The sequence below is a fragment of the Neptuniibacter sp. QD29_5 genome, from assembly GCF_047778125.1.
In the GTDB taxonomy this organism is placed as follows: Bacteria; Pseudomonadota; Gammaproteobacteria; order Pseudomonadales; family Balneatricaceae; genus Neptuniibacter.
In genome coordinates this window covers 2,483,789-2,497,254 of record NZ_CP180556.1, presented here as the reverse complement: position 1 = coordinate 2,497,254, position 13,466 = coordinate 2,483,789, and the positions used below count along the sequence as shown (strand labels likewise).

15 protein-coding genes are annotated in these 13,466 nt (G+C 43.8%); 9 read left to right on the top strand and 6 right to left on the bottom strand.

Translation table 11 applies throughout. From position 1 onward, the window contains the following. Window position 1: 1 nt before the first annotated feature. On the bottom strand, window positions 2–1,522 hold the full coding sequence (locus ACMXYR_RS11790; protein WP_415901737.1) for a thymidine phosphorylase family protein: 1,521 nt from the start codon (window positions 1,520–1,522) through the stop codon (window positions 2–4). A 108-nt stretch (window positions 1,523–1,630) separates the two neighbouring features. On the opposite strand from ACMXYR_RS11790, the gene ACMXYR_RS11785 reads away from it, so the two are divergent. The 7 genes from ACMXYR_RS11785 to ACMXYR_RS11755 all read left to right on the top strand — a co-directional run bounded on the left by ACMXYR_RS11785 (window position 1,631) and on the right by ACMXYR_RS11755 (window position 6,604). Further along, entirely contained in the window at window positions 1,631–1,966 is a 336-nt protein-coding gene (locus ACMXYR_RS11785) for a 4a-hydroxytetrahydrobiopterin dehydratase (protein WP_415881962.1), read from the top strand. A gap of 110 nt (window positions 1,967–2,076) precedes the next feature. After that, window positions 2,077–2,931, top strand: coding sequence for a formyltetrahydrofolate deformylase (gene purU / locus ACMXYR_RS11780; RefSeq protein WP_415881961.1), 855 nt, complete (start codon window positions 2,077–2,079; stop codon window positions 2,929–2,931). Window positions 2,932–3,187: 256 nt separating this feature from the next. Then, on the top strand, window positions 3,188–3,595 hold the full coding sequence (locus ACMXYR_RS11775) for a CBS domain-containing protein (RefSeq protein WP_415881960.1): 408 nt from the start codon (window positions 3,188–3,190) through the stop codon (window positions 3,593–3,595). A 102-nt stretch (window positions 3,596–3,697) separates the two neighbouring features. Further along, on the top strand, window positions 3,698–4,735 hold the full coding sequence (locus ACMXYR_RS11770) for a DnaT-like ssDNA-binding domain-containing protein (protein WP_415901736.1): 1,038 nt from the start codon (window positions 3,698–3,700) through the stop codon (window positions 4,733–4,735). Beyond that, the gene (locus ACMXYR_RS11765) at window positions 4,653–5,453 is read left to right on the top strand and encodes a replication protein P (RefSeq protein WP_415901735.1); all 801 of its coding nucleotides are present in this window, start codon (window positions 4,653–4,655) and stop codon (window positions 5,451–5,453) included. Before ACMXYR_RS11770 ends, ACMXYR_RS11765 begins: the two co-directional genes overlap by 83 nt. Before the next feature lie 84 nt (window positions 5,454–5,537). Continuing rightward, window positions 5,538–5,942, top strand: a complete 405-nt coding sequence (locus ACMXYR_RS11760) for a GNAT family N-acetyltransferase (protein WP_415901734.1) — start codon at window positions 5,538–5,540, stop codon at window positions 5,940–5,942. A gap of 125 nt (window positions 5,943–6,067) precedes the next feature. Continuing rightward, complete coding sequence (locus ACMXYR_RS11755; protein ID WP_415901733.1) at window positions 6,068–6,604, top strand: DUF3833 domain-containing protein; 537 nt, start codon at window positions 6,068–6,070, stop codon at window positions 6,602–6,604. A gap of 99 nt (window positions 6,605–6,703) precedes the next feature. On the opposite strand, the gene ACMXYR_RS11750 is transcribed toward ACMXYR_RS11755, so the two are convergent. Next, window positions 6,704–7,483: a hypothetical protein gene (locus tag ACMXYR_RS11750; RefSeq protein ID WP_415901732.1), complete on the bottom strand. Its 780-nt coding sequence runs from the start codon at window positions 7,481–7,483 to the stop codon at window positions 6,704–6,706. A 240-nt stretch (window positions 7,484–7,723) separates the two neighbouring features. Here ACMXYR_RS11750 and ACMXYR_RS11745 point away from each other — a divergent pair, with 240 nt between their 5' ends. Next, window positions 7,724–8,380, top strand: a complete 657-nt coding sequence (locus ACMXYR_RS11745) for a class I SAM-dependent methyltransferase (protein WP_415901731.1) — start codon at window positions 7,724–7,726, stop codon at window positions 8,378–8,380. A 30-nt stretch (window positions 8,381–8,410) separates the two neighbouring features. Here the strand turns inward: ACMXYR_RS11745 and ACMXYR_RS11740 are convergent, their stop codons facing one another. The 4 genes from ACMXYR_RS11740 to ACMXYR_RS11725 all read right to left on the bottom strand — a co-directional run bounded on the left by ACMXYR_RS11740 (window position 8,411) and on the right by ACMXYR_RS11725 (window position 12,211). Then, complete coding sequence (locus ACMXYR_RS11740) at window positions 8,411–9,730, bottom strand: sigma 54-interacting transcriptional regulator (RefSeq protein WP_415901730.1); 1,320 nt, start codon at window positions 9,728–9,730, stop codon at window positions 8,411–8,413. Next, on the bottom strand, window positions 9,727–10,218 hold the full coding sequence (locus tag ACMXYR_RS11735) for a hypothetical protein (RefSeq protein WP_415901729.1): 492 nt from the start codon (window positions 10,216–10,218) through the stop codon (window positions 9,727–9,729). The genes ACMXYR_RS11740 and ACMXYR_RS11735 overlap by 4 nt, the downstream gene beginning before the upstream one ends. Beyond that, complete coding sequence (locus ACMXYR_RS11730) at window positions 10,205–11,614, bottom strand: sensor histidine kinase (protein WP_415901728.1); 1,410 nt, start codon at window positions 11,612–11,614, stop codon at window positions 10,205–10,207. The genes ACMXYR_RS11735 and ACMXYR_RS11730 overlap by 14 nt, the downstream gene beginning before the upstream one ends. A 267-nt stretch (window positions 11,615–11,881) precedes the next feature. After that, window positions 11,882–12,211, bottom strand: a complete 330-nt coding sequence (locus ACMXYR_RS11725) for an EF-hand domain-containing protein (RefSeq protein WP_415901727.1) — start codon at window positions 12,209–12,211, stop codon at window positions 11,882–11,884. Window positions 12,212–12,618: 407 nt separating this feature from the next. Between ACMXYR_RS11725 and ACMXYR_RS11720 the strand changes: the two genes are divergently transcribed. After that, window positions 12,619–13,431, top strand: a complete 813-nt coding sequence (locus ACMXYR_RS11720) for a formylglycine-generating enzyme family protein (RefSeq protein WP_415901726.1) — start codon at window positions 12,619–12,621, stop codon at window positions 13,429–13,431. Window positions 13,432–13,466 lie beyond the last annotated feature (35 nt).

Genomic DNA, 13,466 nt, shown 5'->3' with positions numbered 1-13,466 from the left:
TTTATGACGACTCCCTTCCAGCAATAATGTGGATAATATCCGAATGATCTTCTAAATAATCGACGGCGTAACTTAGCTCGCCTGAGCTTTCCGCATGGATGGTTAGCAGAGGTTGATTAAGATCGATTTTATCACCTAGCTTACAATGCATATCTACTCCTGCTGCTAAGTCGGCTGGAGCACCGGCTAATTTGGCCACTTTAGCGAGCTTACGATTATTAATTTGATCAACGATGCCTGTTGTCTGGGCAATTAATTCATAACGGTAGGGCGCAATTGGTGGTGTTTTAAGACCCCCCTGAGCTTTACAGATCGCCTGAAACTTCTCCCAAGCCGCCCCAGACTCCAAAATCCTAAGGGCTTGTTTATAACCTTCGCCCTCTGGCAAATCATTGATCAGATCTAACATGGCGCCTGCAACTTCTGCGGCACGCTGCCGTAAGTCTGTGGGCATATCTTTCTTGTTTTGTAGCACTGATAAAATATCCCGTGCTTCAAGAGCCGGCCCGATGCCTCGACCTATAGGCTGAGATCCATCGGTTAGTAGTGTATGTACCGTTAGCCCGAGAGTGCTGGCGACTGCTTTAAAGTTATCCGCAAGCGCTTGAGCAGACTCTTGGCTTCTAACTTTAGCGGTTTCGCCGACCGGAATATCAATCACAACGTGAGTAGCACCCGCGGCAATTTTTTTAGAGAGCACTGAGGCAATCAGTTGACCTTCACTGTCGATATCTAAAGCACGCTCCACTTGGATTAGCAGATCATCAGATGGGGAGAGTCGCACTGATCCTCCCCAAGCTAGGCAGCCGCCTTCTTGTTCAACTACCGAGCGCATCTGCTCTAGGCTCAAGCTGACATTAGTTAAAGTCTCCATGGTATCGGCAGTCCCGGCAGGAGAGGTAATGGCCCGTGAAGATGTTTTCGGCATGGTTAATCCGGCAGCTGCTAGAATCGAAACAATAATGGGGGTTGTGCGATTACCGGGCAAACCGCCAACACAGTGTTTATCCACAACCTGAGGTAAGCCCCATTCGATCTGGCTGCCAGAGTCGACCATTGCGCGGGTTAGATCGGTGATCTCTCGAATACTTAGTTTGTCTGATGCACAGGCCGTAATAAACGCGGCTAGGTGCACATCGGCATAGCGCCCTGCGACAATATCATCGATGATTTCACGGAGTTGTTCTTGACTGAGTTCGCTACCAAATACCTTAGCGCGCAGATAGGAGAGGGATTGCACGGGTTTAGGGTGAGATAACCAAACAGAATTCCCCTCTCTCAGCTCCATTCTTTTCCAGGCAGATTCAGAAAAACCGATCTCACCGGGCATTAAAAGGTTGCTTGTTACCATATTGAGGGTAGCGATCAGGTGTTTTCGTTCCGTCCGAACCATCACCCGAGAGAGGGCAGAAAATCCCTCAGAGCGGCAAACTGGACTATCATGACGAAGGTAGATCGTGGGTTCTTGATGCGTATCTAACCCAAGTCGGCAAGCGCTTAAAGGGGCCATAGGTTCTGACATCTTTGATATTCCCTTTTCCCAGTATCACTTACAGTATATGAGTGATTAAGCGGATGGAAAACCTTGTTGATATAGAACGACGGAATAGTGATTTTATGAGGTGACATGATGGATTTAGCTACAGAAGCTTGTGAAAGCTGCCATAAAGATAGCCAAGCCTTAAATGAATCAGAAATAGCGGTGTTACTGAAGTCGCTGCCCGATTGGGAGATTGTTCACGTAGACGGTGTGCCTACGCTGCAACGTGATTTTAAGTTCAAAAACTTTGTTGAGGCCTTAGCGTTTACCAATAACGTAGGAGAATTAGCAGAAGCTCGAAATCATCATCCAAATATATTAACCGCTTGGGGGCGAGTCCATCTCACTTGGTATACCCATGCAATATCGGGTTTACATCGGAATGATTTCCGCTGCGCGGCTGCATCTGATCAGTTATTTAACTGAGAGCTAAAGAATTATTGTTTTAGGGCAAGAATACTTAGCTAGGCAATTCCACCGGAGAAATAACTACTGTTAGAATGAAGCTTCACATTTTCTTGCGGAGCTGTACGTAAATGGAACGTAGATTCAGGCTGGTTTTGGCGTGTCCCGATAGAGTGGGCATTGTGGCGATGGTAAGTAATTTTATCTCTAGCCATGGTGGCTCGATTTCTGACGCTAACCAACATTCTGATAGTACAACTGGCTGGTTCTTTATGCGTGTAGAGATCAGTGCGGCAACGTTACCTTTCTCACTAGAAGAGTTAAAGTCTGCTTTTGCACCTATAGCGCAATCCTTCAATATGGATTGGGATATTACAGACTCCGCTACCCCTAAGCGTGTGATATTGATGGCGAGCCGAGAAGCACATTGTCTTGCCGATCTTCTCTATCGTTATCATGAAGGCGAACTAGACTGTGAGATTCCTTGTGTCATTTCTAATCACGATGATCTGCGCAGCATGGTCGAATGGCATAATATTCCTTTTTATCATGTGCCTGTGGATAAACAGAATAAACAGCCTCACTTTGAGGAAGTTAGTCGTTTAATCCGTGAACACTCGGCTGAAACGGTCGTACTTGCGCGTTACATGCAGATCTTACCGTCGGACATCTGCGCTGAATATGCTCATCGCATCATTAATATTCACCATAGCTTCTTACCTTCTTTCGCCGGTGCAAAGCCATATCATCAAGCCCATGAACGTGGTGTAAAGCTGATTGGTGCAACCTGTCACTATGTGACTGAAGAGTTGGATGCAGGTCCAATCATTGATCAGGACGTTGTGCGTATAAGTCATCGCGATCTGCCAGAAGATATGGTGCGTTTAGGCCGTGATGTAGAAAAAACAGTGTTATCTCGCGGTTTGCGTTGGCACTTGGAAGATAAGATCTTAGTGCAGGGTAATAAAACGGTTGTTTTCAATTAATTATTTTAATTGAGCAAAAATCAAAAAAACTGCTTGGGGCCATAAGTTGGCTCTTCTCCCTACAAGGTATTAGCCCGTTGAGCATTAACTTACTCTTGTCGGGCTTAACCTTGATCTGATCGCTTGCGAGTTGTCACTGTTAGGTGTACACATAGAGGTAGCCCGGTTGAAAATTCTACCGGTTTACCTTGTTTGGGTGGTTTGGCAGGTCGATGTTTCCAGACCTGTTAAAGCTGCCGGCCATGGAGGAATGGTAATGCTAAGATCCGTAAAAGCTCAGGATTACATGTGTGAAGACTTAATCACCTTTACCCCTGAAACCGATCTTTTTGATGCGATAAATCAGCTACTCGAATACCGAATCACAGGCGCGCCTGTAGTCGATAAAAATGGCAAACTCATTGGCTTAATGTCAGAAGTTGACTGTCTAAAAGCGATCCTGACTTTAACCTACCACGAAGAAGAGATGGGTGGCCTTGTTGGTACTTACATGTCGGAAGAGGTTTACACCATTAATCATGATGCCGACATCATAAAAGTGGCGGAAGAATTTATTAATAACAAACGTCGTCGTTTACCGGTGGTAAAAGATGGTAAACTGATCGGCCAGATTAGTCGTCGGGATGTATTACGCGCAGTAGAACGTTTTGCTCAGGATGGCTAATCACGTTTGATGGTCACAAGCCGCGGCTCATCACTGCGGCTTTTTTGTTTATGGCATTCAATCAACCGAATGCTAAATCTTTCTAGGTAAGACTACATATTCATGAGTTATGTTTTTTCTGAAACACCTATCTTGCTATACCCATCCTTAGTCAAGGAGGTAGGTGTTGAAGCGGCTGTATTGTTGACGCTCTATCATCAAAGGGTAGAACGTCTGCAAAATGTAACGGATACAGCACAAGCGCCAGAACTTATATTTTCTCGTGAACAATGGCTTGCGTTAGGTGAGTTTTGGGATGAAGAGCGGTTAGCTCAATTAACCAGCGAATTAGTCAGTGCAAATATCATTGATGCAGCATTCGCTAATGATGGCCGTGTAAGAATCCGTTTTGTTGTTGAAGAGCAAGTCTCTGAAGCATCGTTTGATGAAGTGCCTGAAGGTGATGTTGAGATTGTAAGCCGGTTACCGGTTATGGAAACGATTCCGACACAGGTTGAAGTACTGCCTGTCGAGGTTGAGCAATCTGAGCCGAATTATGCACAATCTAATTATAACGAGCACAATCACCCACAAACTCAACCTGAACATGCAGGCTATCCACAGGATCAGTATCCAGAGATGAAGGATACGCCGTACTATCCTGATCAAGCGCCAGCAGTGCAGCCACAGAATATCCCTAACCCTGGTCCTGCTCCGACCTTTGGTGGCAGCATAGGTTGGGCGAGAAAAGCACAGCAGGTTAATAACGGCCGCTCTGATGAGTTACAAGTGTGCTTTAATAAACAAGAGCAGCGTAAAAAACAGCTTCAAGGAATGGAGCTGAATTGGCAACCGTCCGACAATTTTTATGCGTTGCTTCCGCGGCATAATATATCGCCACAATTTGCACAAACATGTTTGGATGAATTTGTGCTTTACTGGTTAGATAAAGACCGTAAAGAAACCAACTGGGATCAGAAATTCCTAGCTTGGGTAAAAAGGGAGTGGATTAACAAGCAAACTAGGGATGGACGTCAACAACGTATAAATAACGAACAACAAGGCAAAGGTTTCAGCCATGAAAACCCCCGCAGAGATACTCGCGAAAAACGACAACGGGTTACCGCAGCAATCATGGACATCAAGGACACCGACTGGTAACCAAGAGCAGGGAACAAAAACTGCTCAGCGAGAGCTAACAGTCGAAGTCAAAACGCTGGTTAATATGATATTTGCGCGTTTTATGGCGATCTATGGCCATAAATTTAAGAGCTGTTTTGAGACCCAAGACGAAATCCGTATCGCAAAACGTGAATGGGCACTTAGCCTTGGTGGCTATACCGAACACGAGCTGGTGGCTGCAATTGATTATTGCAAAGAGCACAGCGCATGGATGCCGACGATTTCCGAGTTTCTTGATGTACTTCGTACCCAAACTGGGGATCATGGTTTACCCGCAACGAAGCATGCTTATGAAGAAGCGTGCCTAAATGCGGATAAAGCTTCGACACACAAATGGACCCATCCAGCGATCTACCATGCCGGTAAAGCAACGGGGTGGTTTCGTTTACGTACTGAAGATGAAGTCGATGTTTTTCCTGACTTCCGTTACAACTACGATGTAATCAGCCGACGAGTACGAGCGGGTGAACAGCTCGATCTGCCTGTCGCTGTAGCGCTTCCAGATAAAAGTGATGACACCCTGTTTGCATTTATTCAGAGTTGGGGTGAAGAGCATAATCTGAAACCTGAAGTTGCCAGTAAGTGGCTGTTCTATCTAACTAAGCCCAAAGGCACGAAGGTACGTAAGCGCTTCCAGCAACAAGCTCAGGTAGAGGCTAATGCGATGGGTATTACCTTGCCGGATGATTATCAATAAGTGTGAGTTGAACGTTTTTCTAAGTAACTTATCAAAACAGCCTTCATGGCTGTTTTTTTTTATGATTTAAATATGGAGGTTTTTATGAAATATGAAAAAGAAGAGTTTCGAATTTATGATGAAAGGGAAATGATTCAGCTAGATAGCGTACAAACTCTTCTTAAGCAATCGTACTGGGCCAATCAACGAAGTATCGATGACATAAAAACATCGATCGACAATAGTGTTTGTTTCTCGCTGTTTAAAGGTGAAGCGCAGATTGGCTTTGCTAGAGTTGTAACTGATTTTGCTTCAGTTGCTTATCTAGCTGATGTGATCATTGATAAACAATACCGAGGTCAGGGGTTAGGTAAGTGGTTAACGGAAACTATGGTAAATGACCCACGCTGGAAAGATAAATTTAAGTTCCTAGTGACCGATGACGCGCATGGCTTATATACCCGTCTTGGTTTCAGTGGCAGTGAAAAATTGATGAGCACTAAGGTTTAAAAAATTCTCCTTAATCTGAAAAATCGACGGTCTTCTCTAACGGTTGATACCTCATACTCAACAATCCAAAACACAGTTTCCCCGTATACATAAGTAATTATGGTTTATGTATGTAGGGTATTCAGTTGACTGTCCAAAACTTTATTTTTCGATTATTTCTTATTGGGCCTTTATTTTTAACGGGGTGTTCCTCTATCAACATTGAGGAGTATAAGGAAAACGATCCAGAGTTAGTGGTAGAGGAGTTCTTTGATGGTGATCTAACAGCTCATGGCGTGGTAAAAGATTGGTCAGGAAAAGTGATTCGCCATTTCAATGCCGACATAACCGCTTATTGGCGCGAGGGCGTTGGTGTACTGGAAGAAGATTTTGTTTTTGATGATGGTGAAAAGCAGCGCCGGGTTTGGACGCTAATACCTGATGGCTCGGGCAACTACACTGCTGAGGCGAATGATGTGGTTGGGTCAGCCAACGCTTTGGTAAGTGGTAATGCGTTGTTTATGCAATATGTTCTTAGAGCGCCTTATAAAGATGGAACGATCGATCTAACCATTGATGACAGAATGTATCTGGTGTCACCTTCAGTGATTGTGAACGAGTCAAAAATGAAGAAGTTTGGTGTTTCTGTTGGACAGGTGTTGCTAACCATTGTTAAAAAATAGGGCTTAAAACAGTAGATCTTTAATTTCCAGATACATAGAGATCGGGGATGTTTGTTTGATTTCCTACCCGATACCTTTAGCCTTGATACTTAAATAGAGTTATTTTTTCAAATATGCTGGAGATATATCTTCCGAACGGTGAGTAAATTTACCTTCTGTACAGACCGCTAATGCGCTATTAAACCGTTCCAGAAACCCCGGATTGTGCCGTAGAAAGTGATGACCAAAATATACGCCTAAGTTATGGCTATGTATCACTTTCCTTTTGGTCATTGATCTCTGCTTGTCCGTCATAGCGTGGTCCATCGCTTGCTCATTCATTAAAAATGCATCTATCCGTTTATGTATCAGCATGGACAGAAGTTGTTCACTATTTGTAGGCGGATTGCCGGTAACTTTATAACCATTACTCTGTAGCCAGCTGTGCATGTTTGATCCCAAAAAGCTGGTGGTTACGGCATTTTGTTTAAACTCTGGGGATTCGGGGTCAAAATCAGAGTCTTTCAGTTGGAAAAAAGTCCAGTTCTGGGTTTCTATGGCGCCTGAGTGAGTAGCATATGCATCTCGACTCTTTTTATGGGATGCTGAAAAGAAACCGTCGGCTTTGCCTTGTTTGGTTAGTAACTTCGCTCTGTTGAATGGCCTTGCGTGTATAGCGACTTTTTCGGGGATTGCTTCAAAAGCACAACGGATATTTTCTACTGATGTTCCGGTAATCCTACCGTCAATAACTTCCGTGTAAGGCGGGTAAGGCATCGTGAGTAGATGTACTGAATCGGAATCGAATTGCTCACCCTCAATAGCGTCCATGTTTACATCATCTTGTGCCCAAGCTGGAAGGCTTAATGTGCAGATTAATAAACACGTGTTAATTCGCATATGCATACCTATCGATTTGATATGACAACTGATCAGATAAAGCGTGTAACTAGTCAAAGTCACTGACTGTCTCTATATGAGTCCAGTAATAAAATATAGCTGAGAAAATTAAAGTAAGTAGTGCTTTAATCATTATTCGTTAGTAGCCTGACCTGCTGTAACTTAATGGAAATAACTGCTGGATTTATGAGGATTACCGTCTAGGTTATTTGTGAATTGAGGTTAATAGCTAAGGGAAAGATGAACAAACCTAAGTCGATGAAGACTATAGAGTCGGACAAGTTTTGGGATGGCGTCGCTGCAAAGTATTCGCAAAAAGCGGTGCCCAATGAAGAGATGTATCAAAAGAAGCTAAAGGAAACGCAAAGTTACTTTTCTTCTGAGATGCGTGTGGTTGAGTTTGGCTGTGGTACAGGTACGACGGCTATCCATCATGCCCCATTTGTTGGGCAGATTGATGCCATAGATATCTCTGAAAATATGTTGAAGATCGGCCGGGAAAGAGCGCATCAAGTAGGTGTCGGCAATATCGATTTTCATCTGGGGACATTGCATGACTTCAATGCTGAGGCTGAAAGCGTTGATGTAGTATTGGGCTTAAATGTGATTCATTTGATTCCCAACTGGCAAGTGGTGATAGCTGAAGTCGCTAGAATCTTAAAACCCGGTGGCGTTTTTGTGAGTAGTACCGGTTGTTTGGGCGGTTCTTATATGCGCTTTCTTAAATTGGTTGTACCAGTGGGTAAGTGCTTCGGATTAATGCCTGATCTATTCGTGATCACGGAAGATGAATTGGCCGATGAGATTAAAGCCGCTGGCTTTAGCATTGAGAGCCAATGGCATTATGGTCATAAAGATATGGAAGTGTTTATTATCGCGCGGAAGAATGCTCTTTAATCACCAAATCAAAGAGCATTCTTTGTATAATTAGGCTTTGTAATCTGCAGCTTCTAAACCATGTTTTTTCAATAGCTTATAAAGGTCTGTACGATTTCTTCCTGCTATTTTTGCCGCTTGGGAAACATTGCCTTCGGTAATCTGTAGTACCTTTCTTAGATAGCGTTTTTCAAAATCAGCACGGGCGTCGTTAAAGTTCTGGATCACCTGATCTTGATTGACCAAGGCTCGATTAACCGCACTATCAGATATGACCGGTGTTGTGCTTAATGCAGTTACCTTCTCGATCACATTCTCTAATTGGCGGACATTACCCGGCCACGCCGATTGGGCTAAAACCTGAAGTGCATCTGAGGAGATATTCTTTACCTTGGGGTTATGCTTCGCTGCTGCTTGCTCAACAAAGTGGCGTGCCAAAGGCGGAATATCTTCAGGTCGTTCAGCAAGCGGTGGCAAATGTAGATTCACCACGTTAAGGCGGTAGAACAGATCTTCACGGAACTGTTGCTCTTGCATCGCCACTTCTAGATCGCGGTGAGTGGCAGAGATGACCCGCACATCGACAGGAATTGTGTCGGTAGAACCCACTGGTCGAATTTGTCTTTCTTGTAGAACACGCAAGAGCTTAACTTGAAGAGATAGCGGCATATCGCCAATCTCATCTAGAAACAAAGTGCCGCCGTTGGCTGCTTGGAAAAGACCTTCGTATTTACTTACCGCTCCAGTGAATGCGCCTTTTGCATGACCGAATAGTTCGGATTCCAAAAGTTGTTCGGGTAGTGCACCACAGTTAATCGCAATAAACGGTTTCTTATGACGAGGGCTTGCTTGATGAATGGCATTAGCTAATAGCTCTTTACCACTACCGCTGGGGCCTGTAACGAGAACACTGACATCTGAGCCTGCGATCTGTTCCGCTTCTTGAAGCAAGCTCTCCATTATTGGACTACGACAGATAATGTTCTTACGCCAAGTACTATCCGATCGACTTGTACCGGCAAGAGCCGCATTAATTGTTTCTAATAGCTGATCTCGATCGATTGGCTTGGTAAGAAAGCCAAACACACCTTGTTGTGTTGCTGTTACTGCTTCTGGGATTGAGCCATGAGCAGTAATGATTATCACCGGCAATTGCGGATAGCAATGTTGAAGTTGCTGGAAGAGGGTAAGTCCATCCATACCTTCCATGCGTAGATCGGTGATTACCAGATCGATCTGATCATCGAGAATATAGAGTGCTTGCTCAGCACTCTCTGCACAGCTGATTTTGAACCCGCTTGCTTCTAAGCGCATTGAGAGTAGTTTCAGTAGAGCAGCATCATCATCTACCAATAAAATGTGAGGGGTCATTCCTGTACCTCACGCTCATTATTTAGATCGGTTTCAATCTGGGTTAGCGCATCGATTTTAACTTGCAGGTTTCTATTCTCTTCTAACAAATTATCTTGCTCTGCGCGCATCCATAACAACGTGGTTGCGAACTGATTACGAATACCGAGGTAACGATCCCCAGGGCAGGATGGGTGGGGGTAGAGCACAATCTTAGAAAAATGGCGTTTAGCTTGCTGCAATTGCTTTGTTGACGAAAGTGGTGTTGAAAGAAGCAACGCAAGTAGCGCACGGTCTTTACTGCGAATAGCACGCTGCATAATGCTGCTGCGCTGATCAGGCTTTTGTAAAAAACGGCTTTCAATACCTTGTAGTTGATCAAGTCGCATTTCACTAATACGGCAGGTGGGTTGTTCAGCTGCCCCTGGCGCAGGTGTTTTGGTTGGTACAAATTCACAACCTTGAAGAAACAGTAACAAGATCAGTGGAGTGTATTTAATCATTGGCATTAAGCTCTTTTACTGGAAGGCTGACGCGGAAGCTGACAAAACTATCCTGATTATCATGTAATTTGACTTGGGCACCTAATGAGTCAGCGGCATCTCTAACAATACTTAATCCGATACCAGAGCCTTTAACAGGCCCAATGCGTCGATTTTGGCCTTGGTAGAACGGTGTAAATAGGTGTGGAATATCTTCATCTGGAATAATAGGACCATCGTTACCTACTTCTATAACCAGGTAGCCTGCTTGGACGTTGGTACTAACGAGTAAACGACCACTCGAACTGCCATAGAGTGTCGCATTAGATATCAAGTTGCCGAGAATGCGGATAAGCATTGCTCGGTCCGTGAACCATTCGATATCTTCTTGTGGCAGCTGTACCTGCATCTTCTTTTGTTCGAGCAATAGCTTATAAGGCTCAATCGCTTCGTTAATAACCGGCAATATATGTACTTGATGGAAGTTAACCGGTTCATTTTGATTTAAGCGGCTGTAGTCTAATAGCTGTTCAATCAAAGACTGTAATTGACGAGAATTGGTCTGCAGCAGATTAGCTACTTCAAGTTGGCTGGTATTAAGTTCGCCAATAACTTGCTCTGCTAGAAGGTCAGATCCTTCACGCAGCGTGGTGAGTGGGGTTTTTAATTCGTGAGACATATGGCGTAAAAAACGTTGCTTCTCGTTTTCTACTTCAGCTAGTTGTTCTGTTAGCCAATCAAGCTGTCGGTCTAACTCAACTAATTCATCCGGTCCGCCAACTTTGGCACCGATATATTCTTCGCCGGTACCTAGTGCTTGTAAACGCGCGGCGATCCGGTTAACTGGGCGGATAATTTTAAAGCTGAAAAATAGGATTAACAGGGCTTCTAAGCCGAGGAGAATAATCGCTAAGGTACTTAATTTAGTCTGTGTTGTTTGCGCGGTTTCGTTGAGCGATTGTAAGCGTTGATCTAAGACTAAGTCGATCTGTTCGTTAACCACACGGGTGAGACTGAGTAGTGAATTAGCTTCAATAGGGTGAGCGCGTTCGATGCCTTCGAGCAATTCAGTGATCTCGTTAGCTTTTTTCTGCTCATTAAGCAGGAAGCTATGGATCATCAGTGCTTGCCTGTATTCCGACAAATACTGATTTAAACGTTCTTGAATTTCAGGCTTAGCTAGAATCTGGTATTGCCTTGCAGAGCGGGTAATATCTTCGGCTAAGCGTTCGAGTTGTTGGCCTCTACGCGTAACTTCTAAAGCTTGTTGCGCGAGTACACGGCCTTGTGCCGACTGTTCTACAAGAGCATCAGTAGCGTAAAAAATGAGGATGCCGAAAGGTGTAACGACAACCAAAAAGGATAGAAGTACCAGCTGCTTCAATGAGCTGAGTCGCCATGGTTGGCGAGTCGATTTGGCCATTAAAAAATCATATTTAAACAAGTGTATGAGTATTATCCATCAATTACGCCTTAATTGGGTAGTCTCCATTTAGTGTGGATAACAGGGGTATTTATCAAAAGGGGCGGCCGGGATCATCCTGATCACCGGCCATGTTAATACAGAGCTGGCGGCTATGTTGTGGACATGATTGCTCTGAATCAACTTGTTACCTATTGGTATTCGACTAACTGAACTGAGGCTGTCTCGGAATCAGCGGGGCCAGCCGTATACCAACAAGTGAACTCTTTAAACGAATAGTTTTTTAGACGCTACGTAAGACGGTGTCGCCTTAACTTGTAGTTGAGAAAACTCATCCGGGCTTAGAAAACCATCTTTGTTGGCATCAATTTTATTGAAGCCTTTTACCAACGCTGGAGAAACCTGCGCTTCCTGAGGGCTAACTTTGCCATCTTTGTTTTCATCTAGTTTTTCGAAAATGCTTGTTGCCTTTGGCTTTTCTTGAGTCATCACTTCAGGTTGAACGCCTTTAACAACTTCAGCAGGTTTTGTTTCTTCAGCAAAAGCGATTGTAGAAACACAAAGCATGGACGCTAGAGTAAGTGCTGCAGATTTCATAATTATCTCCTTAACGAAATAGATCGAGTAATAACAAATAAATTTAAATTCGCCAGGGGTATATCAAGTGGTGTGCCATTTTTTAAAAATCTATATAAAACAAATGGTTATTCCATTATTTGGCTTTCCTGTATTTTGGCTGACCCACAAAGGTCAGAATTTGAGTGATAATTGTCGCAATTAAGAGACAGTGGTCTGGTTGTTAAATGTTCAAATTCAATAAAATCAATAAGTTAAGAGGTTTCTTTTTGGCGACAGGCAATGAAAAGGTAAGCTACCAAGCACTATGCTAGAGAAAATAATTCTTATCACTTTGAAACTATCTTGTGAGTTTTTGCTCTACCTTTAGAAGGCTAGATACCTTCGTAGCTTAATAAAGATAAGAATCAAAAAGCAGGGGAAAGGGTATGAACAAGAATGTGTGCTGTGTAGCAGTGTTACTCAGTGGTTTTAGTTCTGGCGTATTCGCTGATACCAGTAAAATCCAGATAGATGCAGGTAAATATCAGATGGGATGTTCACAGGGGGATAATGCCTGTGAAAATGATGAAGGTAAGCCAGGAGGCATAGCTGTGCACGTGCCCACTTTCCTGATTGATAAACATGAAGTAACGGTTGATGAGTATCAAGCATGTATTGAGGCTGGAAATTGCACAAGGCCCAAAGACCATCAGAGAAACCAATATTGTAATTTAGGTGCAGAGGGACGCGGAAATCACCCTATTAACTGTGTTGATTGGCAACAGGCTGTGGACTTTTGTACAGCTAAAGGAGGGCGTTTACCATTTGAAGCAGAATGGGAAAAAGCGGCTAGAGCTAATACGCTAACACGTTACCCATGGGGCCAAGAAGTAAGTTGCAAGCATGCTATTCTTGATGACGGCAAAACGATGGGGTCTGTCCCAAATGAACCTGACGGTTGCGGTGAAGACCGTACTTGGTCCATAGGAAGTCACGTCGAAAACGCTTATGGTTTACATGATATGCATGGTAATGCCGGTGAGTGGACTATGAATTGGTACGCAAAAAATGGTCTTGAGCGTTATGCTAGTGGAGAGCTTTCTGGTCCTGAGCAGGGGCGTCAACGAGTTGTTCGTGGTGGTTCTTGGGATGAAAATAAAGCTAATTTGAGAAGCTCATTTCGTAATGTGAAACCACCGGTAAGCGGCAGAAGTGTTTACGGATCGATCGGTTTTCGTTGTGCCTATGATGTGAAATAAGCGTAGATATTATACAAATAAAAAAGCACCGTAAA

Bases quoted from the DNA above. Each gene is read 5' to 3' on its own strand.
- purU (WP_415881961.1), top strand. From the start codon at position 2,077: ATGGAACGTAGATTCAGGCTGGTTTTGGCGTGTCCCGATAGAGTGGGC.
- ACMXYR_RS11760 (WP_415901734.1), top strand. From the start codon at position 5,538: ATGAAATATGAAAAAGAAGAGTTTCGAATTTATGATGAAAGGGAAATG.
- ACMXYR_RS11785 (WP_415881962.1), top strand. From the start codon at position 1,631: ATGGATTTAGCTACAGAAGCTTGTGAAAGCTGCCATAAAGATAGCCAA.
- ACMXYR_RS11735 (WP_415901729.1), bottom strand. From the start codon at position 10,218: ATGCCAATGATTAAATACACTCCACTGATCTTGTTACTGTTTCTTCAA.
- ACMXYR_RS11770 (WP_415901736.1), top strand. From the start codon at position 3,698: ATGAGTTATGTTTTTTCTGAAACACCTATCTTGCTATACCCATCCTTA.
- ACMXYR_RS11730 (WP_415901728.1), bottom strand. From the start codon at position 11,614: ATGGCCAAATCGACTCGCCAACCATGGCGACTCAGCTCATTGAAGCAG.
- ACMXYR_RS11745 (WP_415901731.1), top strand. From the start codon at position 7,724: ATGAACAAACCTAAGTCGATGAAGACTATAGAGTCGGACAAGTTTTGG.
- ACMXYR_RS11765 (WP_415901735.1), top strand. From the start codon at position 4,653: ATGAAAACCCCCGCAGAGATACTCGCGAAAAACGACAACGGGTTACCG.
- ACMXYR_RS11720 (WP_415901726.1), top strand. From the start codon at position 12,619: ATGAACAAGAATGTGTGCTGTGTAGCAGTGTTACTCAGTGGTTTTAGT.
- ACMXYR_RS11775 (WP_415881960.1), top strand. From the start codon at position 3,188: ATGCTAAGATCCGTAAAAGCTCAGGATTACATGTGTGAAGACTTAATC.
- ACMXYR_RS11790 (WP_415901737.1), bottom strand. From the start codon at position 1,522: ATGTCAGAACCTATGGCCCCTTTAAGCGCTTGCCGACTTGGGTTAGAT.
- ACMXYR_RS11740 (WP_415901730.1), bottom strand. From the start codon at position 9,730: ATGACCCCTCACATTTTATTGGTAGATGATGATGCTGCTCTACTGAAA.
- ACMXYR_RS11750 (WP_415901732.1), bottom strand. From the start codon at position 7,483: ATGCGAATTAACACGTGTTTATTAATCTGCACATTAAGCCTTCCAGCT.
- ACMXYR_RS11725 (WP_415901727.1), bottom strand. From the start codon at position 12,211: ATGAAATCTGCAGCACTTACTCTAGCGTCCATGCTTTGTGTTTCTACA.